Origin of the sequence: Pseudomonas mediterranea CFBP 5447 (assembly GCF_000774145.1) — a bacterium.
Classification (GTDB): Bacteria; Pseudomonadota; Gammaproteobacteria; order Pseudomonadales; family Pseudomonadaceae; genus Aquipseudomonas; species Aquipseudomonas mediterranea.
The window spans coordinates 245,851-270,893 of sequence record NZ_KN322985.1 but is presented as its reverse complement, the minus strand read 5'-3'; the positions used below and the strand labels follow the sequence as shown (position 1 = coordinate 270,893).

25 protein-coding genes and 1 pseudogene are annotated in these 25,043 nt (G+C 61.4%); all 26 read left to right on the top strand.

Going from position 1 to position 25,043, the window contains the following annotated elements; translation table 11 throughout:
* The 26 genes and pseudogenes from fliH (at position 1) to N005_RS13400 (ending at position 24,997) form a co-directional block, all read left to right on the top strand.
* Positions 1 to 822: a flagellar assembly protein FliH gene (fliH, locus tag N005_RS13525; protein WP_047701647.1), complete on the top strand. Its 822-nt coding sequence runs from the start codon at positions 1 to 3 to the stop codon at positions 820 to 822.
* The gene (fliI, locus tag N005_RS13520) at positions 812 to 2,170 is read left to right on the top strand and encodes a flagellar protein export ATPase FliI (protein WP_047701646.1); all 1,359 of its coding nucleotides are present in this window, start codon (positions 812 to 814) and stop codon (positions 2,168 to 2,170) included. Before fliH ends, fliI begins: the two co-directional genes overlap by 11 nt.
* A gap of 6 nt (positions 2,171 to 2,176) precedes the next feature.
* Complete coding sequence (fliJ, locus tag N005_RS13515) at positions 2,177 to 2,626, top strand: flagellar export protein FliJ (protein WP_041020347.1); 450 nt, start codon at positions 2,177 to 2,179, stop codon at positions 2,624 to 2,626.
* A gap of 103 nt (positions 2,627 to 2,729) precedes the next feature.
* A pseudogene (locus N005_RS13510) lies at positions 2,730 to 3,029 on the top strand (STAS domain-containing protein); the annotation flags it as partial.
* A gap of 81 nt (positions 3,030 to 3,110) precedes the next feature.
* Positions 3,111 to 4,817 carry an ATP-binding SpoIIE family protein phosphatase gene (locus N005_RS13505; RefSeq protein WP_047701645.1) on the top strand — a complete coding sequence of 569 codons (1,707 nt, stop codon included), beginning with the start codon at positions 3,111 to 3,113 and terminating at the stop codon, positions 4,815 to 4,817.
* Positions 4,818 to 4,848: 31 nt separating this feature from the next.
* Positions 4,849 to 5,193, top strand: a complete 345-nt coding sequence (locus tag N005_RS13500) for an Hpt domain-containing protein (protein ID WP_047701644.1) — start codon at positions 4,849 to 4,851, stop codon at positions 5,191 to 5,193.
* Between the two features lie 101 nt (positions 5,194 to 5,294).
* Positions 5,295 to 6,671 (top strand): flagellar hook-length control protein FliK, encoded by a 1,377-nt coding sequence (locus tag N005_RS13495; protein ID WP_047701643.1) that lies wholly within the window; start codon positions 5,295 to 5,297, stop codon positions 6,669 to 6,671.
* A 202-nt stretch (positions 6,672 to 6,873) separates the two neighbouring features.
* Complete coding sequence (gene fliL / locus N005_RS13490) at positions 6,874 to 7,377, top strand: flagellar basal body-associated protein FliL (RefSeq protein ID WP_047701642.1); 504 nt, start codon at positions 6,874 to 6,876, stop codon at positions 7,375 to 7,377.
* A 9-nt stretch (positions 7,378 to 7,386) separates the two neighbouring features.
* Entirely contained in the window at positions 7,387 to 8,355 is a 969-nt protein-coding gene (fliM, locus tag N005_RS13485) for a flagellar motor switch protein FliM (protein ID WP_003184019.1), read from the top strand.
* Between the two features lie 73 nt (positions 8,356 to 8,428).
* Positions 8,429 to 8,887, top strand: coding sequence for a flagellar motor switch protein FliN (gene fliN / locus N005_RS13480; protein ID WP_047701641.1), 459 nt, complete (start codon positions 8,429 to 8,431; stop codon positions 8,885 to 8,887).
* 27 nt (positions 8,888 to 8,914) lie between these two features.
* Positions 8,915 to 9,325: a flagellar biosynthetic protein FliO gene (fliO, locus tag N005_RS13475; protein ID WP_047702220.1), complete on the top strand. Its 411-nt coding sequence runs from the start codon at positions 8,915 to 8,917 to the stop codon at positions 9,323 to 9,325.
* A complete protein-coding gene (gene fliP, locus N005_RS13470) occupies positions 9,325 to 10,074 on the top strand; it encodes a flagellar type III secretion system pore protein FliP (protein ID WP_047701640.1) in 750 nt (249 codons plus the stop codon). The genes fliO and fliP overlap by 1 nt, the downstream gene beginning before the upstream one ends.
* Before the next feature lie 21 nt (positions 10,075 to 10,095).
* Positions 10,096 to 10,365 (top strand): flagellar biosynthesis protein FliQ, encoded by a 270-nt coding sequence (fliQ, locus tag N005_RS13465; protein ID WP_047701639.1) that lies wholly within the window; start codon positions 10,096 to 10,098, stop codon positions 10,363 to 10,365.
* 4 nt (positions 10,366 to 10,369) lie between these two features.
* Positions 10,370 to 11,152 (top strand): flagellar biosynthetic protein FliR, encoded by a 783-nt coding sequence (fliR, locus tag N005_RS13460; protein WP_047701638.1) that lies wholly within the window; start codon positions 10,370 to 10,372, stop codon positions 11,150 to 11,152.
* 3 nt (positions 11,153 to 11,155) lie between these two features.
* A complete protein-coding gene (flhB, locus tag N005_RS13455; RefSeq protein WP_047701637.1) occupies positions 11,156 to 12,295 on the top strand; it encodes a flagellar biosynthesis protein FlhB in 1,140 nt (379 codons plus the stop codon).
* Between the two features lie 246 nt (positions 12,296 to 12,541).
* A complete protein-coding gene (gene flhA, locus N005_RS13450; protein WP_047702219.1) occupies positions 12,542 to 14,671 on the top strand; it encodes a flagellar biosynthesis protein FlhA in 2,130 nt (709 codons plus the stop codon).
* An 11-nt stretch (positions 14,672 to 14,682) separates the two neighbouring features.
* Positions 14,683 to 16,032 (top strand): flagellar biosynthesis GTPase FlhF, encoded by a 1,350-nt coding sequence (gene flhF, locus N005_RS13445; RefSeq protein WP_047701636.1) that lies wholly within the window; start codon positions 14,683 to 14,685, stop codon positions 16,030 to 16,032.
* A gap of 116 nt (positions 16,033 to 16,148) precedes the next feature.
* The gene (gene fleN / locus N005_RS13440) at positions 16,149 to 16,979 is read left to right on the top strand and encodes a flagellar synthesis regulator FleN (protein WP_003184001.1); all 831 of its coding nucleotides are present in this window, start codon (positions 16,149 to 16,151) and stop codon (positions 16,977 to 16,979) included.
* A complete protein-coding gene (gene fliA, locus N005_RS13435; RefSeq protein ID WP_024778673.1) occupies positions 16,976 to 17,719 on the top strand; it encodes an RNA polymerase sigma factor FliA in 744 nt (247 codons plus the stop codon). Before fleN ends, fliA begins: the two co-directional genes overlap by 4 nt.
* A gap of 114 nt (positions 17,720 to 17,833) precedes the next feature.
* Positions 17,834 to 18,205 (top strand): chemotaxis response regulator CheY, encoded by a 372-nt coding sequence (locus N005_RS13430; protein WP_003183998.1) that lies wholly within the window; start codon positions 17,834 to 17,836, stop codon positions 18,203 to 18,205.
* Positions 18,206 to 18,223: 18 nt separating this feature from the next.
* Positions 18,224 to 19,012: a protein phosphatase CheZ gene (locus N005_RS13425; RefSeq protein WP_047701635.1), complete on the top strand. Its 789-nt coding sequence runs from the start codon at positions 18,224 to 18,226 to the stop codon at positions 19,010 to 19,012.
* A 24-nt stretch (positions 19,013 to 19,036) separates the two neighbouring features.
* Positions 19,037 to 21,331: a chemotaxis protein CheA gene (locus N005_RS13420; protein ID WP_047701634.1), complete on the top strand. Its 2,295-nt coding sequence runs from the start codon at positions 19,037 to 19,039 to the stop codon at positions 21,329 to 21,331.
* A gap of 48 nt (positions 21,332 to 21,379) precedes the next feature.
* Entirely contained in the window at positions 21,380 to 22,516 is a 1,137-nt protein-coding gene (locus tag N005_RS13415; protein WP_047701633.1) for a protein-glutamate methylesterase/protein-glutamine glutaminase, read from the top strand.
* On the top strand, positions 22,516 to 23,256 hold the full coding sequence (locus N005_RS13410; RefSeq protein WP_024778677.1) for a flagellar motor protein: 741 nt from the start codon (positions 22,516 to 22,518) through the stop codon (positions 23,254 to 23,256). Before N005_RS13415 ends, N005_RS13410 begins: the two co-directional genes overlap by 1 nt.
* A 15-nt stretch (positions 23,257 to 23,271) precedes the next feature.
* Complete coding sequence (motD, locus tag N005_RS13405) at positions 23,272 to 24,156, top strand: flagellar motor protein MotD (protein WP_047701632.1); 885 nt, start codon at positions 23,272 to 23,274, stop codon at positions 24,154 to 24,156.
* Between the two features lie 49 nt (positions 24,157 to 24,205).
* A complete protein-coding gene (locus N005_RS13400) occupies positions 24,206 to 24,997 on the top strand; it encodes a ParA family protein (RefSeq protein WP_047701631.1) in 792 nt (263 codons plus the stop codon).
* Positions 24,998 to 25,043: the final 46 nt, after the last annotated feature.

Genomic DNA, 25,043 nt, shown 5'->3' with positions numbered 1-25,043 from the left:
ATGTCTGCCAAGAGTGATGATTCACCCAGCGACCTGATCCGCGCCCGGGACGTCGGTGGTTTCGACGTCTGGTCGTTGCCCAGTTTCGATCCCCACGTGCCTGAGCCTGAGCCGGAACCGGTGGAAGAACTGCCGGAGATGGAAGAGGTGCCGCTGGAGGAAGTCCAGCCGCTGACCCTCGAGGAAGTCGAGAGCATTCGCCAGGAGGCCTACAACGAAGGCTTTGCCATCGGCGAAAAGGAAGGCTTCCACAGCACCTCGCTCAAGGTCCGTCAGGAGGCCGACGTGGCGCTCACGGCCAAGCTGCGAGCGCTGGAGTCGCTGATGCTCAACCTGTTCGATCCCATCGCCGAGCAGGACACCCAGATTGAAAAGTCCCTGGTGGGGCTGGTGCAACACATCGCCAGGCAGGTTATCCAGCGTGAGCTGGCCATCGATTCGAGTCAGATCGAACACGTCATGCGCGAGGCCCTGAAGCTTTTGCCGTTGGGCGTGGGCAATGTGCGCCTGTACATCAATCCCCAGGATTTCGAGTTGGTCAAAGCCTTGCGCGAGCGCCATGAGGAAACCTGGCGCATCGTCGAAGACGAAGCCCTGTTGCCGGGCGGTTGCCGCGTGGAAACCGAGCACAGCCGCATTGATGCGACCGTCGAAACCCGCATCGGTCAGATCATGGCGAAGCTCTTCGACCAACTGCACGAGCAGGCCCTGCACCCGGCCGCCGCCGACCTGAGCCTGGAGTTGCCGGACGAACCCTCGCCCGTCGATCCGGACGGTGCCGAGTTGATTGCTGCTGAGCCGGACGGCCGCGATGCGTCTTGAGCGCACCAGCTTTGGCAAGCGCCTGGGCAGCTACGCCGAGGCCACTGAGCTGGCCGGCCAGCCGATTCTCGAAGGGCGCCTGTTGCGCATGGTCGGCCTGACCCTCGAAGCCGAGGGCCTGCGCGCCGCCATGGGCAGTCGCTGCCTGGTGATCAACGACGACAGTTACCACCCGGTACAGGTCGAAGCCGAGGTCATGGGCTTCGCCGGCAGCAAGGTATTCCTGATGCCGGTGGGCAGTGTGGCTGGTATCGCTCCAGGCGCGCGGGTGGTCCCCCTGGCCGATACCGGTCGCTTGCCCATGGGCATGAGCATGCTCGGCCGGGTGCTGGACGGGGCCGGGCGGGCCCTGGACGGCAAGGGCGGGATGAAGGCCGAAGACTGGGTGCCGATGGATGGCCCGACCATCAACCCCCTCAAGCGCGACCCCATCAGCGTACCGCTGGATGTGGGCATTCGTTGCATCAACGGTTTGTTGACGGTCGGGCGCGGCCAGCGGCTGGGCCTGTTCGCCGGTACCGGTGTGGGTAAGAGTGTGCTGTTGGGCATGATGACCCGCTTCACCGAAGCCGACATCATCGTGGTAGGGCTGATTGGCGAACGGGGTCGTGAGGTGAAAGAGTTCATCGAGCACATCCTCGGTGAAGAAGGCCTCAAGCGTTCTGTCGTGGTGGCATCGCCAGCGGATGACGCGCCCTTGATGCGCCTGCGGGCCGCCATGTATTGCACCCGCATCGCCGAATATTTCCGCGACAAGGGTAAGAATGTCCTGCTGCTGATGGATTCGCTGACCCGTTTTGCCCAGGCCCAGCGGGAAATCGCCCTGGCCATCGGTGAGCCGCCGGCAACCAAGGGCTATCCGCCTTCCGTATTCGCCAAGCTGCCGAAGCTGGTGGAGCGCGCCGGCAACGCCGAGAAGGGCGGTGGTTCGATCACCGCGTTCTATACCGTGCTGTCCGAAGGCGACGACCAGCAAGACCCCATCGCCGACTCGGCGCGAGGCGTGCTCGACGGCCACATCGTGTTGTCCCGGCGTCTGGCCGAAGAAGGCCATTACCCGGCCATCGACATCGAGGCGTCCATCAGTCGGGTCATGCCATCGGTCATCAGCGCCGAGCACATGAAGCGTGCCCAGCAGTTCAAGCAATACTGGTCGCGCTACCAACAAAGTCGCGACCTGATCAGCGTTGGCGCCTATGTACCCGGTGGCGATCGTGAAACCGATATCGCGATCAATCTCTATCCGGCGATGGCCGTCTACCTGCGCCAGAGCCTGAACGACAACATCGGCATGGGCGCCAGCGAAGCGCACCTGCAAACCATTTTTGCCCCGGTCGCCGGCGGGTAACCGGCCATGGCCACGAGTCGTGCGGCGCGCCTGGCGCCGGTGGTGGACATGGCCGAAAAGGCCGAAAAAACTGCTGTCCAGCGGCTGGCCTATTTCCAGGGGCAGGTTGCCGTCGCTGAAAGCAAGTTGGCGGACCTCGAGAATTTCCGCCTCGAATACCAGGAGCAATGGATCGCTCGCGGCAGCCATGGCGTTTCCGGCCAGTGGCTGTTGGGTTACCAAGGCTTCCTTGCACAGCTGGGGACCGCCATCGACCAGCAGCGTCAAAGCCTGGTCTGGCATCAGAACAACCTGGAGAAGGCACGCCAGAGCTGGCAAGAAGCCTTTGCCCGGGTAGAGGGGCTGCGCAAACTGGTGCAACGCTATATCGATGAAGCGAGGCAACTGGAAGACAAGCGCGAGCAGAAATTGTTGGACGAGTTATCCCAGCGCTTGCCACGCCAGGATTCGTTTTGATCATGAAGTCGGGATTTTGTCGGTTGGATGGGCCAAAACCTTGCTCAGTCCTTTACCAGATGCTAAACCTTGTACACGTATGTCCATGACAGGGAAGCCAACTATGTCAGTCGTTACCGAAGTATCCGATGATGGGAAGAAGCTGACGATTTCGATCAAGGGTCGATTCGATTTCGGACGGCATCAGGAGTTTCGCGAGTCCTACGAGAAGCTCAACCGCAAGCCTGAAACCTACGTCGTGGACCTGAAGGACACCACCTACCTCGACAGCTCCGCGCTGGGCATGCTGCTCTTGCTCCGCGATCATGCCGGCGGTGAAGATGCCGACGTGAATGTCACCAACTGCGGCGCGGATGTGCGCAAGATTCTCGCGATATCCAATTTCGACAAGCTGTTCGATATCGATGGCCCGAAAGACGACAAGTCGGAGAAGGACAAACACCCTCAGGACAAATTCCACCCGGGCAAAGCCTGATCGACAGCCATGTTGTCCGAGCTGGAGTCGCTGACGGTCCTGATTGCCGAAGACAGTGCCGCTGACCGACTGCTGTTATCCACCATTGTCCGCCGCCAGGGCCATCACGTGCTCACCGCAGCCGATGGGGCCGAGGCGGTCGAAATCTATACGGAGCAACGTCCGCACCTGGTGCTGATGGATGCAATGATGCCGGTCATGGATGGATTCGAGGCGGCGCAGAAGATCAAGCAACTGGCCGGCGACCAGTTGGTGCCGATCATTTTCCTCACGTCATTGACCGAGAGCGAAGGCCTGGCCCGTTGCCTGGAAGCCGGCGGTGACGATTTCCTGGCCAAACCCTACAATCAGGTGATTCTGGCCGCCAAGATCAAGGCCATGGACCGCTTGCGCCGGTTGCAGGCCACGGTCGTGGAGCAGCGTGACCAGATTGCCCGGCACCACGATTACCTGCTCAACGAGCAGCGGGTCGCCAAGGCCGTGTTCGACAAGATTGCCCACTCCGGCTGCCTGAGCGCACCGAATATCCGCTACCTGCAATCGCCCTATGCCCTGTTCAACGGCGACCTGCTGCTGGCTGCGTTCAACCCGGCCGGCGACATGCATGTCCTGCTGGGGGATTTCACCGGACATGGCCTGCCGGCGGCGGTCGGTGCAATGCCGCTGGCGGAAGTGTTCTACGGGATGACCGCCAAAGGCTATGGCCTGGCGCAGATCCTGCGGGAAATGAACGCCAAGCTCAAACGCATCCTGCCGGTGGACATGTTCTGTTGCGCGACGCTGCTCTGCCTGGGCTTCCAGCGCTGCACGGTGGAAATCTGGAATGGCGGCATGCCCGATGGGTACTTGCATGACAGTCTCACTGGCGTGCGCACGCCATTGCCGGCGCGGCACCTGCCATTGGGGGTGCTCACGCCTCAACTGTTCGATGACCGGACCGAAGTACATCCCATGGCGGTGGGCGACCGGGTGTTCCTGCTGTCCGACGGCGTGATCGATACCAGCGATGCCGATGACCAGTTGTTCGGTGTGGAGCGACTGCAGCAGGTGTTTGCCGCCAACCGTGAACCCGATTGCCTTTTCGGGGATATCCAGCAGGCCCTGCGGGACTTTCGCGGCGAGGCCCGCGACGATTTCAGCATGGTCGAAGTGCGGATGGTCGCGCCGACGCAACTCAACCCGCCGCCACCGGTCTATTCCGATAGCGGCCAATCCAGTCCGCTGGACTGGTCGGTGAGTTTCGAGTTCCGGGCGCAGACGCTCAAGCGCTTCAACCCGATGCCGTACTTGTTGCAGTTGCTGCTTGAAGTGCATGGGCTCAGAGCTCAGAGCGGCGCGCTTTACAGCGTTCTTTCAGAGCTGTATTCCAATGCCTTGGAGCATGGGGTACTGGGGCTCGACTCGAGCATCAAACGCGACGCGTCGGGTTTTGCGCGCTATTACATGGAGCGCAGCACTCGCCTGGATGAACTGGACGCTGGTCACATCCGGGTACATTTGCATGTCACGCCCCACGGCGACGGAGGTCGCCTGGTGATCGAGGTTGAAGACAGTGGTGAGGGCTTCGATGTAGCCCGTGTGTTGGCCCGGCCGCTGGACAGTGACCGGTTGTCGGGACGTGGTGTCAGCCTGGTGCGTCAGTTGAGCCACCAAGCCTGTTGGTCAGACGATGGTCGTAGTGTCCGCGTGGAATTTTTCTGGGAGGCTCTGGCATAATCCGCGCCACTCTTGATCAGGGAGCGAACAAGTGAACGAGATTCATCTGGACCGCGACGTGCTCAGCACGTTGAAGGAAGTCATGGAGGAAGGGTATCTGGAGCTGCTGGATACGTTTCTCAACGACTCCGAGGCGCGCTTGCGCGTGCTGCATGAAGCCCGCGACGCCGAAAAGCTGAGCGCCACCGCCCACAGTTTCAAGGGCAGCAGCAGCAACATGGGCGCCGTCCGCCTGGCCGAACTGTGTGGTGAGCTGGAGCAGCGTGCCAAACAGCCCTCCCTGGGGGGGATCGAGAAGCTGGTCAGCGAAATCGACAGCGAATTTGCCCATGTCCGAAATCTTTGCCGGGAAGAGCGCGAAGGCTTTCACTGCTGAGTGATGACCTGCCCGGCATCGCCATGTCCTGACGTTGGCCCGCCCCTTGCATTGTCCAGTCTCGACTGTACCTATGATTTCAGTGCAGCGGAGACCTTTTTATGCCCGTTACGCCCAATACATTGCTTCAGGCCACTGCCCAGGCCAAGCCGCAGGCCGCCGTCAATCCGCCGGCAGCGGCTCCGGACCTCGGTAATAGAGCCTCCAGCTTCGCCCAGGTCTTCGCCCAGCAAGCCCCCGTCAAATCCTCGTCGGCCCCTGAGCCGGCGATGAAGCCGGTGCGCGACAAGACCCCCGACAGCAGCGTCAAAAAGGACGCCGGCGATGAAACGGCTGCCGCCCCGGAACCGACCGTTGCCGATAGCGGCAAACCCTTGCCCGCCGACAAACCGGTCAAGGCCGATGACACGGCAGACAAGGACGCCGATGCCGACAGCGAAACCGAGACCGATACCCCGGTAGCGGACGCGGCCCCTGCCGATCCTGTCGTCGACCCGATGTTGCCGTCGGATGTGGTTATACCTGTGGTTCAAGCCGACGTGGTGCCCACGCCCGTGGTGGACGCCGCGACTGTGCCGCAAGTAGCGGCTGCCGTGGCGACCCCGGTCGTTCCGCTGGCCCCGGCAGCCCAGGCCGCGCCGGCGGAGGATCCGAAATTCGATCCCGAGGCCGACCCGCTCGACGCCTTGCCGGCGTTGCGACTGGCGATGGAGCAGGGCGGCCACGTTTCCGCGACCAGCCAATCCAAAACTGCCGCCCCGGCTCCGCTCGACGGTGAGCCGACCTCGGCCCAGACGTTTGCCGCCAGCATGGCCAGCATGCTCACCGTGCAAGCGGACCAGAACAGTACCGGTCCAGGCAGCCAAGGCGGGGAAAAAGCGTTCAGTGGGCTGATCGGTGAGGGCCTCAAGGATCTGGGCGCGGCTTCCAGTGACACTCGCGTGGATGATTTCGCCAACCGCCTGGCGGCGTTGACCCAGGCTGCTACGCCCAAGACCGCCAATGCGGTGCCGGTCAACCAGCCCATCGCCATGAATCAGAGTGGCTGGACCGAAGAAGTGGTCAACCGGGTGATGTACCTGTCGAGCGCCAATCTCAAGGCTGCCGATATCCAGTTGCAGCCCGCCGAGCTTGGTCGCCTGGACATCCGGGTGAACATGGTGCCGGATCAACAGACCCAAGTGACGTTCATGAGTGCCCATTCCGGCGTCCGCGAAGCCCTCGAAGGCCAGTTGCATCGCCTGCGGGACAGTTTCGCCCAGCAGGGCATGGGCCAGGTCGATGTCAACGTATCGGATCAGTCCCGTGGTTCTCAGAACCCGGATCAGCAGGCGCAGCAGCAGGCCCAGGCCAGTCGCGCGTCATCGTCCGGCGGACGAGTGGATTCGGCAGACGAGCACGTGCCGGCCAGTGTTGCCGAGGTGGCGGCCGCTACCACCAGCGTCATCGGTACCAGCGCGGTCGATTACTACGCCTGACCTGTTGCGCTAATCCCTTGTGGGAGCGAGCCTGCTCGCGATATCGGTAGACCAGTCACCCATAAAGTGTCTGAGCCACCGCTATCGCGAGCAGGCTCGCTCCCACAGTTGTTTTCGGATGCTGCAAATTGCTTCTGGCATAACACTTGCTCCTGCCTAGCCATGCAACCGTAAACCCCCCGATTAGTGACGGATTATTGGCATGGCGAAGAGCGAAGCAGCAGCTGTAAAAGACCCCGCAACCAAAGGCAAGCTCAAGATGATCATCCTGATCGTCGTGGGTTTGCTCCTGGCGATCGGTGTGTCCGTGGGGGCAACCTGGTATTTCATGCACAGCGCTCAAAGCAAGCCAGCGCCGGTCGTCGAGGCCGCGCCGGTGGGCAAGCAGCCAGCGATTTTCGAACCCATGGCGCCTGCGTTCGTCGCCAACTACACCCAGAATGGCCGTCAACGCTACATGCAGGTCAGCATCACCTTGCTGGGTCGCAACCAGGCTGACCTGGAAGCACTGCGGGTGCACATGCCTCTGATCCGCAACAATCTGGTGATGCTGTTTTCCGGACAGAATTTCGACACCCTTGCCACGCCCGTCGGCCAGGAAATGCTCCGTCAGAAAGCCACGGCCAGCGTGCAGGAAGTGGCTCAGAAAGAGCTCGGCAAAGTGGTGATCGAACAGTTGCTCTTCACTAACTTCGTATTGCAGTAGGAACCCGCCATGGCCGTGCAGGACCTGTTGTCCCAGGACGAAATCGACGCGTTGTTGCATGGTGTCGATGACGGCTTGGTGCAGACCGAAAACGCTGCTGAACCGGGCAGCGTCAAAAGCTACGACCTGACCAGCCAGGATCGCATCGTTCGCGGACGCATGCCGACCCTGGAGATGATCAACGAACGTTTCGCCCGCTACACCCGCATCAGCATGTTCAACATGCTGCGTCGCTCCGCCGACGTAGCGGTCGGTGGCGTGCAGGTGATGAAGTTCGGGGAATATGTGCACTCGCTGTATGTGCCCACCAGCCTCAATCTGGTGAAGATCAAGCCGTTGCGCGGCACCGCGCTGTTCATCCTCGACGCCAAGCTGGTATTCAAGCTGGTGGACAACTTCTTCGGCGGTGATGGTCGTCACGCCAAGATCGAGGGTCGTGAATTCACCCCGACCGAGCTGCGGGTCGTGCGCATGGTGCTGGAACAGGCCTTCGTCGACCTGAAGGAGGCCTGGCAGGCGATCATGGAAGTGAACTTCGAGTACATCAACTCGGAAGTGAACCCGGCCATGGCCAACATCGTCGGGCCGAGCGAAGCCATCGTGGTATCGACCTTCCACATCGAACTCGATGGTGGTGGCGGGGACCTGCACGTGACCATGCCGTACTCGATGATCGAGCCGGTGCGCGAAATGCTCGACGCCGGTTTCCAGTCCGACCTCGACGATCAGGACGAGCGCTGGATCAATGCGTTGCGCCAGGACGTACTGGATGTCGACGTGCCGATCGGGGCGACGGTTGCCCGGCGTCAGTTGCGCCTGCGGGACATCCTGCACATGCAGCCGGGGGACATCATTCCTGTCGAAATGCCGGAAGACATGATCATGCGTGCCAATGGCGTACCGGCCTTCAAGGTCAAGATGGGCTCTCATAAAGGCAACCTGGCATTGCAGGTGATCGAGCCGATCGAACGCCGCTGAGCAATGTCGAACCTTGAGTTTTGTAGCTGAATTTTTACGTTTTTAACTGATTTTTGCCCGCCGAGGACAAATGATGGCTAATGATATGAACAACCAGGACGACCAGTCGCTGGCTGATGAGTGGGCAGCAGCCCTGGAAGAAGCCGGTGAAACCGGACAAGCCGACATCGACGCCTTGCTGGCCGCGGACACCGGTGCCCATGCGTCCAATCGCTTGCAGATGGAAGAGTTTGGCAGCGTGCCGAAAAGCAACGAGCAGGTGACGCTGGACGGGCCGAATCTGGACGTGATTCTCGATATTCCAGTATCGATCTCCATGGAAGTGGGGAGCACCGACATCAACATCCGCAACCTGCTGCAACTCAACCAGGGCTCGGTGATCGAGCTGGATCGCCTGGCAGGTGAGCCGCTGGACGTGCTGGTCAACGGCACCCTGATCGCCCACGGCGAAGTGGTGGTGGTCAACGAGAAGTTCGGCATTCGCCTGACGGACGTGATCAGCCCGAGCGAACGCATCAAGAAGCTGCGCTAAGTGAAAGGCCTTTTCGCTACCGCCCTGATGCTGCCATTCAGCGTCATGGCGGCCGAGCCCGCGAACACCGTGGCCGCGGCGTCGACAGCCGGCAGTGGCATGGCCGGACAATTGGTGCAGCTGGTGCTCGGCCTGCTGCTGGTGCTAGGGGTGATCTTCCTGCTGGCCTGGCTGCTGCGACGCGTGCAGCAGGCGGGCCCCACCGGCAAGGGCCAGGTCATCGACATCGTCGGCTCCCGCGCGCTCGGTCCGCGGGATCGGTTGGTGCTGGTGCAGGTCGGCAACGAGCAGATCCTGCTGGGCCTGAGTCCAGGCACCATCACTGCGTTGCATGTCCTCAAGGAGCCGGTGCAGGTGCCCACCACCGACCAGGCTACTCCCGAGTTTGCCCAGCGCCTCATGGAACTGCTGGGTAAAGACCAGAAGGATAAGAAGTAATGCCGTTGCGCATTCTGTTGGCGTTGGCCCTGATGCTGGCCGCACCGTTGGCGTTCGCCGCCGATCCGTTGTCGATCCCGGCGATCACCCTCGGTACCAACGCCCAAGGGGCCCAGGAATACTCGGTCAGCCTGCAGATCCTGTTGATCATGACTGCGCTGAGTTTCATCCCGGCGTTCGTCATGCTGATGACCAGTTTCACCCGGATCATCATCGTCTTTTCGATCCTGCGCCAGGCCCTGGGTTTGCAGCAGACGCCGTCGAACCAGATCCTCACCGGCATGGCGCTGTTCCTGACCATGTTCATCATGGCGCCGGTGTTCGACCGGGTGAACCAGGATGCGCTGCAACCTTACCTGGCGGAAAAGATCACCGCCCAGGATGCCGTGGCCAAGGCCGAAGTGCCGGTCAAGGATTTCATGCTGGCCCAGACCCGCAGCAGCGACCTGGAGTTGTTCATGCGCCTGTCCAAGCGCACCGACATCCCCAGCGCCGACCAGGCACCGCTGACCATCCTGGTACCGGCATTCGTGACTTCTGAACTGAAAACCGCGTTCCAGATCGGCTTCATGATCTTCATTCCGTTTCTGATTATCGACCTGGTGGTCGCCAGTATATTGATGGCGATGGGGATGATGATGTTGTCGCCGCTGATCATTTCCCTGCCGTTCAAGATCATGCTGTTCGTGCTGGTGGATGGCTGGGCGTTGATCATCGGTACCCTGGCGGGCAGTTTCGGCGGTGTTTAGATTATTTGCAGGTAGGGCGATATGACACCTGAAGTAGCGGTAGACCTGTTCCGCGAAGCGCTCTGGCTGACGACCGTGATGGTCGCCATCCTGGTGATCCCCAGTCTGTTGGTGGGCCTGGTTGTGGCGATGTTCCAGGCTGCGACCCAGATCAACGAACAGACCCTGAGCTTCCTGCCGCGCCTGCTGGTCATGCTGGTGACGCTGATCGTTGCCGGGCCCTGGATGGTGCAAACCTTCATGGAATACATCCTGCGGCTGTATGGCAGTATTCCGCAGTTGATCGGCTGACCGGATGTCGATGCTCGCGCTGACGGATACCCAGATCGGCTCCTGGGTGGCGGCTTTCGTCTTGCCGCTGTTTCGCGTCACTGCCGTGTTGATGAGCATGCCGGTCTTCGGTACGACTCTGCTGCCGAGGCGCGTGCGCCTGTATTTCGCCCTGGCAATCACGGTGGTGATCGTGCCTGGGTTGCCGCCGATGCCAGAGGTTCATGCGCTGGACCTCAGTGCGCTGATGCTGGTGGCCGAACAGATTCTTATCGGGTCCTTGATGGGATTTTCGCTGCAGCTGTTTTTCCAGGCGTTCGTGGTGGCCGGGCAAATCATTTCGATCCAGATGGGCATGGCGTTCGCGTCCATGATCGACCCTACGAACGGCGTGAATACGGCGGTGATCGGTCAGTTCCTGACGATGCTGGTGACGCTGCTGTTCCTCGCCATGAACGGACACCTGGTGGTCTTCGAGGTGTTGACCGAGAGCTTCACCACGATGCCGGTAGGCAGTGCGCTGCTGGTCAATCATTTCTGGGAGGTTGCCGGCAAGCTCGGCTGGGTCCTGGGGGCAGCGATGGTATTGGTGCTGCCTGCGATCACGGCCCTGCTGGTGGTCAACATTGCATTTGGGGTGATGACCCGGGCAGCGCCGCAACTGAACATTTTTTCCATCGGCTTTCCGCTGACCCTGGTGCTGGGCATGGTGATCTTCTGGGTCAGCCTGGGGGATATTCTCAATCAGTATCAGCCGCTGGCCACCCAGGCTTTGCAGCTGCTCCGTGACATGGCACAGGCGCGCTGAATCATGGCTGAGAGCGAGAGTGGCCAGGACAAGACAGAAGACCCCACGGAGAAGCGTAAGCGCGAGTCCCGGGAGAAGGGTGAGATCGCGCGCTCCAAGGAGCTCAATACCCTTGTGGTAATGCTGGCCGGTACTGGCGGGCTGCTGATCTATGGGGGTGGGTTGGCCCTGGATCTGCTGGAAATCATGCGCTTGAATTTCTCCCTGCCTCGTGAGGTGCTGCTCAGCCCGGGGACTATGGCGCAGCACCTGTTGCACTCGGGCAAGATTGCGATTGTGGCGGTGCAGCCGATTCTGATCTTCTTGCTCCTGGCTGCTTTCATCGGCCCGATTTCCCTGGGGGGATGGCTGTTCGCAGCCGGTAGCCTGGCCCCCAAGTTCAGTCGGATGAATCCGTTGGCAGGCCTGAAACGCATGTTTTCCACCTCGGCCCTGATGGAACTGCTCAAGGCCTTTGGGAAATTTCTGCTGGTCTTGTCCGTGGCTTTGACGGTGTTGCAGTCGGACATCGACGACGTGGTGCGCATTGCCCATGAGCCGCTGGAGCAGGCCATTATCCATAGCGTGCAGCTGGTGGGCTGGAGCGCCTTGTGGATGGCCTGCGGCCTGATCCTGATCGCCGCGATCGACGTGCCGATCCAGCTGTATCAGAGCAAGCAGAAGCTGATGATGACCAAGCAGGAGGTTCGCGACGAGTACAAAGATTCGGAGGGCAAGCCGGAGGTCAAGCAGCGGATTCGCCAGTTGCAACATGAGGTGTCCCAGCGGCGGATGATGGCGGCGATCCCGACGGCCGACGTAGTCATCACCAACCCGACCCACTACGCCGTGGCGCTCAAGTACGACCCGGACAAAGGCAACGCTCCGGTGTTGCTGGCCAAGGGCAGCGATTTCCTGGCGCTGAAGATCCGTGAGATTGCCGTGGCCAATGAAGTGATGCTGCTGGAGTCGCCGGCCCTGGCGCGGTCGATCTATTACTCCACCGAACTCGACCAGGAGATTCCTGGCGGGTTGTACCTGGCGGTGGCCCAGGTACTGGCCTACGTCTACCAGATCCGCCAGCACCGCGCCGGCAAGGGCAAGCGCCCCGATCCACTCAAGGACCTGCCGATCCCGCCGGATTTGCGTCGGGATCCAGAATAAGGCGTGCGCCAGGTCCTGCTGGGACAAACCCTGTGGGAGCGAGCCTGCTCGCGATTACGGTCTCCGAGCCAATACATTCGTTGCTGACCCACCGCCATCGCGAGCAGGCCCGCTCCCACAGGGGGCGTATTCCGGCTTGGAGGCTTGTATTCCAAGGTCTGGCAAAAGTTGGAAGGCTTCTTGCAATACCCCGTCTGCGCCCGTTGCGGGCGTCAAAAGTTTGCTTCACAGGAACGGGGAATTTTGGTGGATCGCTCTCAGTTACTCAGCACTGCGCGCAGCAACGTCGTAGACCTCAGCCGGGGCAATCTGGGCGTCCCGCTGTTGCTGATGGTCATGCTCGCCATGATGATGCTGCCGGTTCCGCCGTTCCTGCTGGACGTGTTCTTCACGTTCAACATCGCCTTGTCGATCGTGGTGCTGCTGGTGTGCGTGTACGCCCTGCGGCCGCTGGATTTCGCTGTGTTCCCGACCATCCTGCTGGTGGCCACGTTGCTGCGCCTGGCGCTGAACGTGGCCTCCACCCGGGTGGTCATGCTGCATGGTCAGGAAGGTCATGCCGCCGCCGGTAAGGTGATCCAGGCCTTCGGTGAGGTGGTGATCGGCGGTAACTACGTGGTCGGTATCGTGGTCTTCGCCATCTTGATGATCATCAACTTCGTGGTGGTCACCAAGGGTGCCGGGCGTATTTCCGAAGTGAGCGCGCGTTTCACCCTCGACGCGATGCCCGGCAAGCAAATGGCGATCGACGCCGATCTCAACGCCGGCCTGATCGATCAGAGCCAGGCCAAGCTGCGGCGTCTGGAAGTGGCCCAGGAGGCCGAGTTCTACGGCTCCATGGACGGTGCGAGCAAGTTCGTGCGCGGCGACGCCATCGCCGGCCTGTTGATCCTGTTCATCAACCTGATCGGCGGCATGGCCGTCGGTATTTTCCAGCATCAGATGAGTTTCGGTGACGCCGGCAAGGTTTACGCCCTGCTGACCATCGGTGACGGTTTGGTGGCGCAATTGCCATCACTGTTGTTATCCACAGCGGCGGCGATCATGGTGACCCGTGCTTCGGGGTCCGAAGACATGGGCAAGCAGATCAGCCGGCAAATGTTCGCATCGCCCAAGGCGCTGGCCGTGTCCGCTGGCCTGATGGCCGTGATGGGCCTGGTTCCGGGCATGCCGCACATTTCCTTCCTGAGCATGGCAGCTCTGGCGGCCGGCGGTGCCTATCTGTTCTGGAAGAAGCAGAACGCGCAGAAAGTCCAGGCGTTGCAAGAGGTCAAGCGCCAGCAGGAATTGCTGCCATCGCCGGCCCGTGCCCTGGAGACCAAGGAACTGGGCTGGGACGACGTGACCCCTATCGACATGATCGGCCTGGAAGTCGGCTATCGCCTGATCCCCTTGGTGGATCGCAACCAGGGCGGCCAACTGCTGGCACGGATCAAGGGCGTGCGCAAGAAGTTGTCCCAGGACCTGGGCTTCCTGATGCCCACCGTGCATATCCGCGACAACCTCGACCTGGCACCCAGCGCCTATCGCCTGACGCTGATGGGGGTGATCCTGGCCGAAGCCGAGATCTACCCGGACCGCGAACTGGCGATCAACCCAGGTCAGGTCTATGGTTCGCTCAACGGCATTACCGCCAAGGACCCGGCTTTTGGCCTGGAGGCGGTGTGGATTGAAATCAGTCAGCGGGCCCAGGCCCAGTCCCTCGGTTACACCGTGGTGGACGCCAGTACGGTAGTCGCGACACATTTGAACCAGATTTTGTACAAGCACTCCAGCGAACTGATCGGCCACGAAGAAGTCCAGCAATTGCTGCAGGTGCTGGCCAAGGGCTCGCCGAAACTCGCCGAAGAGCTGGTGCCGGGCGTGGTTTCGTTGTCGCAGCTGCTCAAGATCTTGCAAGCGCTGCTGGCCGAACAGGTGCCGGTACGCGACATCCGCAGTATTGCCGAAGCCATCGCCAACAACGCTTCCAAGAGTCAAGATACCGCCGCCATGGTGGCCGCGGTTCGGGTCGGCGTATCCCGTGCAATCGTCCAAAGCATTGTAGGTACTGAGTCGGAGCTGCCTGTGATCACCCTGGAGCCAAGGTTGGAACAGATATTGCTCAATAGTCTCCAGAAGGCAGGACAAGGCTCGGAAGAGGGCGTTCTGCTGGAGCCAAGCATGGCCGAGAAGCTGCAACGTTCGTTGATCGAGGCAGCCCAGCGGCAAGAGATGCAAGGCCAACCGGTGATCCTGCTGGTGGCGGGTCCGATTCGTGCGATGCTCTCGCGATTCGGTCGCCTCGCGGTCCCGGGGCTGCATGTGCTGGCGTACCAGGAAATACCGGACAACAAGCAAGTGACCATTGTTGCGACAGTAGGGCCCAACGGCTGAGGTAGTGGGTTATGCAAGTGAAGCGTTTTTTCGCCGCCGATATGCGTCAGGCCATGAAACTGGTCCGTGACGAGCTGGGCGCCGAAGCAGCCATCATCGGCAACCGCCGGATCGCCGGTGGTGTCGAGCTGACGGCGGCTCTGGACTACAAGCTGTCTGCGCTGGCCCCGCGGGTTCCGAACATGGAGCTTGAGGACGAGCTACGCAAGACCCAGTCGCGCATCGCCAGCGCCCAGGCCGAATTGAGCCTGCGCAGCAGCGAAGGCGAGGCCGCCCCGGGTACCAATCGTCAATTGTTTGCCGGTCAGCCGTTGACCGCCGGCCTGCCGCTGACCGCTGCCGAACCGCTGATCGAGCCGACCCCGGCCGAGCCGCGTCGTCCGGCACCGGCGCCTGCCGCACCGGCTCCTGGTATCGATCCGCGTGCCCTGGACTCGATGCGTTCCGAACTCAACAGCCTGCGCGAACTGATGGAAGTCCAGCTCGGCTCCCTGGCCTGGAACCAACTGCAAGGCAGCCGTCCGGCCCAGGCCAACCTGTGGCGCCGCCTGCAACGCATCGGCCTGTCCGGCCCGCTGGCCCGCGACCTGCTGGCGCTGATCAACGATATCCACGAGCCTCGCCAGGCCTGGCGCATGCTGCTGGCGCATCTGGCGCGGATGATCGCCACGCCGGAAGTCGAGCCGCTGGAAGAGGGTGGGGTGATTGCCATGGTCGGCCCGGCCGGCATGGGCAAGACCACTACCCTGGCCAAGCTCGCCGCCCGTTATGTACTCAAGTACGGTGCCCAGAGCATTGCCCTGGTCAGCATGGACAGCTTCCGTATCGGCGCCCAGGAGCAACTCAAGACCCTGGGCCGGATTCTCAATGTGTCGGTGACCCATGTGGATCCGGGTCAATCCCTGGCCCAGGCGCTGGAGCCGCTGTTGCGCAAGCGCGTCGTGCTGATCGATACCGCCGGCCTGCAAGCCAGCGATCCAGCCCTGCGCATGCAGCTTGAAAGCCTGGCCGGACGCGGCATCAAGTCAAAAAATTATCTCGTGTTGGCAACCACCAGCCAGAAACAGGTTCTAACCGCCGCCTACCACAGCTACAAACGCTGCGGACTGGCCGGTTGCATCCTGACCAAGCTGGACGAAACGGCAAGCCTGGGCGAGGTCTTGAGCCTGGCGATCGGTCACGATCTGCCGGTGGCGTACCTGACCGATGGGCCGCGGATCCCGGATGATTTGCATCTGCCGCGTCGCCACCAACTGGTCAGCCGTGCCGTGAGTGTGCAAATGCAGGACGAACCCAGCGAAGAAGCCATGGCTGACATGTTCGCTGATATCTACCACAGCCCGACCAAGCAGGTTGGCTGAGGTAATCATGAATATTTTTTTGTACCTACATCGATGGTCTGCCAGGCAATGTTCCGTATGTGAACGCGCAGCCAGTAATGTGGCCTCCGTCTAAGTAAGACAGGTAAAGAACGAACATGGGCAGCATGCATCCCGTACAGGTGATCGCGGTGACCGGCGGCAAAGGTGGCGTCGGCAAGACTAACGTGTCAGTGAACTTGTCCCTGGCTCTGGCAGAGCTTGGCCGACGGGTCATGCTGCTGGACGCCGACCTGGGCCTGGCGAACGTCGACGTGCTGTTGGGGCTCACACCCAAACGCACGCTGGCGGACGTGATCGAAGGCCGCTGCGAATTGCGTGACGTGCTGCTGCAGGGCCCGGGCGGGATTCGCATCGTGCCGGCCGCCTCCGGCACCCAGAGCATGGTTCATCTGACCCCGGCCCAGCACGCCGGCCTGATCCAGGCATTCAGCGACATCGGCGACAACCTCGATGTGCTGGTGATCGACACGGCGGCGGGCATCGGTGATTCGGTCGTCAGCTTCGTGCGCGCCGCCCAGGAAGTGCTGCTGGTGGTCTGTGACGAGCCTACCTCCATCACCGACGCCTACGCCCTGATCAAGCTCCTGAACCGCGACTACGGCATGAACCGCTTCCGCGTCCTGGCCAACATGGCCCAGAGCCCGCAGGAAGGGCGCAACCTGTTCGCCAAGTTGACCAAGGTCACCGATCGCTTCCTGGACGTTGCCCTGCAATACGTCGGTGCCGTGCCGTACGACGAGAGCGTACGCAAGGCGGTCCAGAAGCAACGTGCCGTCTATGAAGCCTTTCCACGTTCCAAATGCGCGCTGGCGTTCAAGGCAATCGCCCAGAAGGTCGATACCTGGCCGCTGCCGGCCAACCCACGCGGGCATCTGGAATTTTTCGTCGAGCGTCTCGTGCAACAAACAGCAGGGCCCGTGTTATGACAGCCAGCGGTTACAACCACCTCTACAAGAAATCGGCACGGGACGCCCAATACGAGTTGATCGAGCGTTATGCGCCCTTGGTCAAGCGCATCGCCTATCACTTGTTGGCGCGGTTGCCGGCCAGTGTGCAGGTCGAGGACCTGATCCAGGCGGGCATGATCGGCCTGCTCGAAGTGGCGAACAAATACGATGCCAGCAAGGGCGCCAGTTTCGAGACCTACGCCGGCATCCGCATTCGCGGCGCGATGCTCGACGAAGTCCGCAAGGGCGACTGGGCACCCCGTTCGGTGCATCGCAATACCCGCATGGTCAGTGACGCCATTCGCGCTATTGAAGCGAAAACCGGACGAGACGCTAAAGATCATGAGGTTGCGGCCGAACTCCAGTTGAGTCTCGATGATTATTACGGGATTTTGAACGATACCTTGGGCAGCCGTCTGTTCAGTTTCGACGACCTGTTGCAGGACGGCGATCATGAAGGGCTGCACGAGGATGGCGCGAGTACTCACATGGAGCCTGCGCGTGATCTGGAAGACGAACGTTTCCAGAGTGCGCTGGCCGATGCGATTGCCAATTTGCCGGAGCGTGAGCGACTGGTCTTGGCGCTGTACTACGACGAAGAGCTGAACCTCAAGGAAATCGGTGAGGTCCTGGGGGTCAGCGAATCGCGGGTCAGTCAGTTACACAGCCAGTGCGCCGCCCGTTTGCGGGGGCGTTTGGGGGAGTGGCGAGCGCGCTGATAGTCGGTTCGGGTGCCCCGGACCGTCGTCGGATGCTGTACCGGATTGATTGAAATGGCGCGTTCAGGTGCTGTACGCGTTTAAGACTGCTTGGAGGTCGAATTGGACAAGAACATGAAAATCCTCATCGTTGATGACTTTTCAACGATGCGGCGGATCATAAAAAACCTGTTGCGTGACCTTGGGTTCACCAACACGGTCGAGGCCGACGATGGCACCACCGCCATCCCGGTTCTCAACAGCGGGAGCATCGACTTTCTGGTGACTGACTGGAACATGCCCGGCATGACCGGTATCGACTTGCTGCGCCATGTGCGTGCCGATGAAAAACTCAAGCACCTTCCTGTGTTGATGGTCACCGCCGAAGCCAAGCGCGAGCAGATCATCGAAGCGGCCCAAGCCGGTGTGAACGGCTATGTGGTCAAACCCTTCACGGCCCAGGCGTTGAAAGAAAAGATCGAAAAGATCTTCGAACGCATCGGTTAACGGCGCCACGGGGGAGCTATGGAGAATAATGAAGCTTCAATGGGCGATTTCGAATCGACCCTGAAAAAACATGCCCGCGAACTGGTCGACAGCCTTGAAAAAGGTCGTTTCGGCGATGCAGTCCAGATGATCCACGAGCTCAATCAGACCCGGGATCGTGGTCTGTACCAGGAAGTCGGCAAGCTCACCCGTGAATTGCACAGCGCGATCGTCAACTTCCAGATCGATCCGAACACCCCCCAGGCCGAGGAGGTCTCGCAGATCACTGACGCGACCGAGCGGCTGTCCTACGTGGTCAAGCTGACCGAGGCCGCCGCCAACCGCACCATGGACCTGGTGGAAAGCGCCACGCCGCTGGTCAATGGCCTTGGCGATGAAGCCCAGGCCTTGAGCGCCGACTGGGGCCGTTTCATGCGTCGTGAAGTCGGCGCGGAAGAATTCCGCGACCTGGCGCGTCGGGTCGACGGTTTTCTGACACGCAGCAGCACCGATAACCGTGCGGTCGCGAGCAACCTCAACGATATTCTGCTGGCCCAGGACTACCAGGACCTGACCGGCCAGGTGATCAAGCGCGTCACCCAATTGGTCACCGAAGTCGAAGGCAATCTGCTCAAACTGGTGTTGATGGCCAGCCAGGTCGACCGCTTTGCGGGCATCGAACACGACCGTGAAGCGATGCTTGCCGAAAAAGATCCACAAAAACATCTCTCTCAGGGTGAAGGTCCGCAAATTCATGCCGATAAAAGAGAAGACGTTATGTCCGGTCAGGACGATGTGGACGATTTGCTGTCCAGCCTTGGATTTTAGCCCTGTTTTAGGAGCACCCCATTAATGAGCTTCGGCGCCGATGAAGAGATCCTTCAGGATTTCCTGGTTGAGGCCGGCGAGATTCTAGAGCAACTGTCCGAGCAATTGGTCGAGCTGGAAAGCCGGCCGGATGATGCGGATCTGCTCAATGCAATCTTTCGCGGTTTCCACACTGTAAAAGGAGGCGCCGGCTTCCTTCAGCTCAACGAGCTGGTGGAGTGCTGCCACATTGCCGAGAACGTGTTCGACATCCTGCGCAAGGGTGAGCGTCGCGTGGATTCGGAATTGATGGACGTGGTGCTGGAAGCGCTGGACGCGGTCAACAGCATGTTCAGCGAGGTGCGTGATCGTTCGCCGATCACCGCTGCCACCCCTGAGTTGCTCGCTGCGCTGTCGCGCCTGGCCGAGCCGCAATCGGCTGACGAAGCCGCTCCGGTCGAGACCGCGGTTGAAGAACCCGTTGTCGAGGAGCCGGCCGCCGAGGAATCGGCCGCCGAGGAGTCGGGCGATATCACCGATAACGAATTCGAACAACTGCTGGACTCCCTGAGTGCCGTCAAGGCCGAAGCCCAGACTCAGACCCAGGCTCCGGTAGCGACTGCGCCCGCCGATACTGGCGCGGCCAGCGATGAAATCACCGATGCGGAGTTCGAGTCGCTGCTCGATCAACTGCATGGCAAAGGCCAGTTCGCTGTCGATGCGGTTGTCCCGCCGGCAGCGCCAGCCGCGCCGAAAGCCGCGGGCGATAGCTCCGACATCACCGACGATGAATTCGAAGCCTTGCTCGATCAGTTGCATGGCAAGGGGACTTTCGCCGTTGACGCCCTGGAGTCGGCCATTGCCTCCACGCCGGCTCCGAACAAGCCTGCCGCCGCAGCGGCCGGCAGCGACCTGATCACCGATCAGGAATTCGAATCGCTGCTCGACGATCTGCACGGCAAAGGCAAGTTCAGCGAAGTCGGCGCCGCCTCTGCTGCGCCAACTGCCGCACCGGCCGCCAAGGCTGCGCCAAAAGCCGCCGCCAAGGCACCGGAACCCAAGGCCGAAACACCGGCACCCGCACCCAAGCCTGCAGCGGCGGCCGCTACGCCCGCGCCTGCCCGTGCCCCGGCCGCGGCATCTGCACCGGCGGAAAAGCCGACCAGTGAAGCCGAAACCACCGTTCGGGTCGACACTGCGCGCCTGGACGAGATCATGAACATGGTCGGCGAACTGGTGCTGGTGCGTAACCGTCTGGTGCGCCTGGGCCTCAACAGCCAGGACGAAGCCATGTCCAAGGCCGTGTCGAACCTCGACGTGGTCACGGCCGATCTGCAGACCGCGGTCATGAAGACCCGGATGCAGCCGATCAAGAAAGTTTTCGGGCGCTTCCCGCGCCTGGTACGTGACCTGGCTCGCCAGCTCAAGAAAGAAATCAACCTGGAACTGGTGGGTGAAGATACCGACCTCGACAAGAACCTCGTCGAGGCCCTGGCCGACCCGCTGGTCCACTTGGTGCGCAACGCAGTCGACCACGGCATTGAGTCGCCGGAAGAGCGCGAAGCCGCGGGCAAGGTCCGTAGCGGCAAGGTGATCCTGGCCGCCGAGCAGGAGGGCGATCATATCCTGCTGTCGATCTCCGATGATGGCAAAGGCATGGACCCCGAAGTGCTGCGTGCCATCGCCGTCAAGCGCGGCGTGATGGACAAGGACGCTGCCGACCGCTTGAGCGATACCGAGTGCTACAACCTGATCTTCGCCCCCGGCTTCTCGACCAAGACCGAGATTTCCGACGTATCGGGTCGTGGCGTGGGCATGGACGTGGTGAAAACCAAGATTTCCCAGCTCAACGGTTCGATCAACATTCACTCGGTCAAGGGATCGGGCTCGAAGATCCTCATCAAGGTCCCGCTGACCCTGGCGATCATGCCGACCCTGATGGTGATGCTCGGCAACCAGGCGTTCGCGTTCCCGCTGGTCAACGTCAACGAGATCTTCCATCTCGACCTGTCGCGCACCAACGTGGTGGACGGCCAGGAAGTGGTGATCGTGCGGGACAAGGCACTGCCGTTGTTCTACCTCAAGCGCTGGCTGGTCAGCTCCGCGGCGCATGTGGAGCAGGGCGAGGGCCACGTGGTGATCCTTTCGGTGGGCACCCAGCGGATCGGCTTCGTCGTCGACCAGCTCGTGGGCCAGGAAGAAGTGGTCATCAAGCCGCTGGGCAAGATGCTCCAAGGCACCCCGGGCATGTCCGGCGCCACCATCACCGGCGACGGCCGCATCGCGCTGATCCTCGATGTACCGAGCATGCTCAAGCGTTACGCCGCGCGGCGTATTTGATTCTGGAGGGGCGCGGCCCAGTGCCGCGCCTCGTCTAACGGAGTGTTTATGGTAGTTAAAGTCCTGGTGGTGGACGATTCGGGGTTCTTCCGCCGCCGCGTCTCGGAAATTCTCTCGGCGGACACGACGATTCAAGTGGTCGGTACCGCGACCAACGGCAAAGAGGCAATCGATCAGGCTCTGGCACTCAAGCCGGATGTGATCACCATGGACTACGAGATGCCGATGATGGACGGCATCACGGCCGTGCGGCATATCATGCAGCGCTGCCCGACTCCGGTATTGATGTTTTCCTCCCTGACCCACGAAGGCGCCCGTGTCACCCTCGACGCGCTGGACGCCGGGGCGGTGGATTTCCTGCCGAAGAACTTCGAGGACATCTCGCGCAACCCCGACAAGGTCCGGCAGTTGCTGTGCGAGAAGGTCCACAGCATTTCCCGCAGCAACCGCCGCGTGAGTGCCTACACTCCGCCGGCTCCCGCGCCTGTGGCCGCACCGAGTCCTGCGTCATCGTCGGGCAGCTTCAATCCGCCCCCGGTACGCAGTGCGCCGGCCCCTGCACCTGCTCGTCCGGCTCCGGCCTCGGCCTCGGCGAGTGCCTCATCGCCGGCACCCAAGCGCAAGGCCTACAAGCTGGTTGCCATCGGCACGTCCACCGGTGGTCCGGTGGCGCTGCAACGGGTCTTGACCCAGTTGCCGGCCAATTTCCCGGCCCCCATCGTGTTGATCCAGCATATGCCCGCTGCCTTCACCAAGGCGTTCGCCGAGCGCCTGGACAAGCTCTGCAATATCAGCGTCAAGGAAGCCGAGGACGGCGATATCCTGCGGCCGGGCCTGGCGTTGCTGGCCCCGGGTGGCAAACAGATGATGGTCGACGGTCGCGGCGCGGTGAAAATCCTCCCGGGCGACGAGCGCCTGAACTACAAGCCCTGTGTGGACATTACCTTCGGTTCCGCAGCCAAATCCTACGGTGACAAAGTTCTGGCGGTGGTATTGACCGGCATGGGCGCCGACGGTCGCGAAGGCGCGCGCCTGCTCAAGCAGGGCGGCAGTGCGATCTGGGCCCAGGACGAAGCCAGTTGTGTGATCTACGGCATGCCGATGGCGATCGTCAAAGCCGACCTGGCCGATGCGGTGTATGGGCTGGACGACATTGGTAAGAACCTGGTCGAGGCGTGCCTGTAATGGATGTCCTCAGCCTGATCGGCATCATCATGGCGTTCGTCGCCATCATTGGTGGCAACTATCTGGAAGGCGGTCATCTCGGCGCCCTGGCCAACGGCCCGGCCGCGCTGATCGTGCTCGGCGGCACCATCGGTGCCGCGCTGCTGCAGTCGCCCATGAGTGCGTTCAAGCGCGCCATACAGGTGCTGGTCTGGATTCTGTTTCCGCCACGGGTCGACCTCGCCGGCGGTATCGACCGCGTGGTGAACTGGAGCCTGACCGCCCGCAAGGAAGGCCTGCTCGGCCTGGAAGGCGTGGCCGATGCCGAACCGGACAACTACTCGCGAAAAGGCCTGCAGTTGCTGGTGGACGGCGCCGAGCCGGAAGCCATCCGCAGCATCCTGGAAGTGGATTTCTACACCCAGGAAAGCCGCGACATCGAAGCGGCCAAGGTTTTCGAAAGCATGGGCGGTTACGCGCCGACCATCGGCATCATTGGTGCGGTGATGGGCCTGATCCATGTGATGGGCAACCTGGCCGACCCCTCGCAGCTGGGTAGCGGCATCGCCGTGGCGTTCGTCGCTACCATCTATGGCGTGGCGAGTGCCAACCTGGTGTTGTTGCCGATTGCCGCCAAACTCAAGTCCATTGCCTTGCGCCAGTCGCGTTATCGCGAAATGTTGCTGGAAGGAATCCTGTCGATCGCCGAAGGTGAAAACCCGCGCTCCATTGAATTGAAGCTCCAGGGCTTCATGGACTAATGGGAGTAATGGACCATGGCGCGTCGCAGGCATCATGAAGAGCACGTCAATCATGAACGTTGGCTGGTCTCCTACGCCGACTTCATCACATTGCTGTTCGCCTTTTTCGTGGTCATGTATTCGATCTCCTCGGTCAACGAGGGTAAATACAAGGTCATCTCCGAGGCGTTGATCGGCGTCTTTACCGACTCGGACCGCGCCCTCAAGCCGATTCCCATCGGCGACGAGCGGCCCAAGACGACCACACCGGCCAAGCCGTTGGTCCGCGACGCCGAACAGGTCGATGCTGGCATTGCCGGTGGCAGCGATCCGTTGAAAAGCATCGCCGATGACATCAGCGCGGCCTTCGGCGACCTGATCAGCTCCAACCAGATGACCGTGCGCGGCAACGAGCTGTGGGTAGAGATCGAACTCAACTCCAGTCTGTTGTTCGGCAGCGGCGACGCCATGCCCAGTGACATGGCGTTCAACATCATCGACAAGGTGGCCGCGATCCTGAAACCGTTCGACAACCCGATCCATGTGGAGGGGTTCACGGACGACCAGCCGATTCGCACCGCGCAGTATCCGACCAACTGGGAGCTGTCTTCGGCCCGCTCGGCGAGCATCGTCCGTATGCTTGCGATGCAAGGTGTGAACCCCGGGCGCCTGGCGTCGGTGGGGTATGGTGAGTTCCAACCGGTGGCCAACAACGCCACTGTCGAAGGGCGGGCGAAAAATCGGCGCGTAGTACTGGTGGTGTCGCGCAACCTCGATGTACGCCGCAGCCTGACCGGTACCGGCACGGCCAATGCAAAGCCGGATGCCGCATTGAAGCGGGCTGGCACACAAACTGCACCGACCCCGGTCAAGACACCGGGAAGACAGAGCGCCGTCAATTCTCCGTCACCCGCTTTATAACCGAGCTATTTCTCGGTCGAGCCTGTTTCGGCCGGGAGGAACGATCCGAATGAGAGTCTGGGCAGTTGCCAATCAAAAAGGTGGGGTGGGTAAAACCACTTCTTCCATCGCTTTAGCCGGATTACTGGCCGAGGCGGGCAAGCGTGTGGTCCTCGTCGACCTGGACCCCCATGGCTCGATGACCAGCTATTTCGGCTACGATCCCGATAGCCTGGAGCACAGCAACTACGACTTGTTCCTGCATCGGGGCAATGTGCCCGAGGGCTTGCCGGGGCAATTGCTGCTGTCCACCAGCGACGAGCGGATTTCGCTGTTGCCGTCGAGCACCGCGCTGGCCACCCTGGAGCGGCAGTCGCCGGGGCAGGGCGGTTTGGGCCTGGTGATCGCCAAGAGTCTGGCGCAGCTGTGGCAGGATTTCGATTACGCGATCATCGACAGTCCGCCGCTGCTGGGCTTGTTGATGGTCAATGCCTTGGCGGCCAGTCAGCAACTGGTGATCCCGGTGCAGACCGAGCACCTGGCGGTGAAGGGGCTGGAGCGGATGGTCAATACCCTGGCGATGGTCAACCGCTCACGCAAACAGTCGCTGCCGTTCAACATCGTGCCGACCTTGTTCGACCGCCGTACCCAAGCGTCCATGGGAACGTTGCGCGTATTGCGGGACATGTACCCGGATGAAATCTGGCAGGGCTACATCCCGGTCGACACGCGTTTGCGCGATGCCAGCCGAGCCGGTGTGACGCCTTCCCAGTTCGATGGCAAGAGCCGTGGCGTTCTGGCCTACCGGGCGTTGCTCAAGCACCTGCTGGCCCAGCAGCTTGTTCCTCAGCAGGTGGCCTGATTGAACGCTTCCAAACGCTCTGCAGGCTCAAGTCTGATGGCACTCA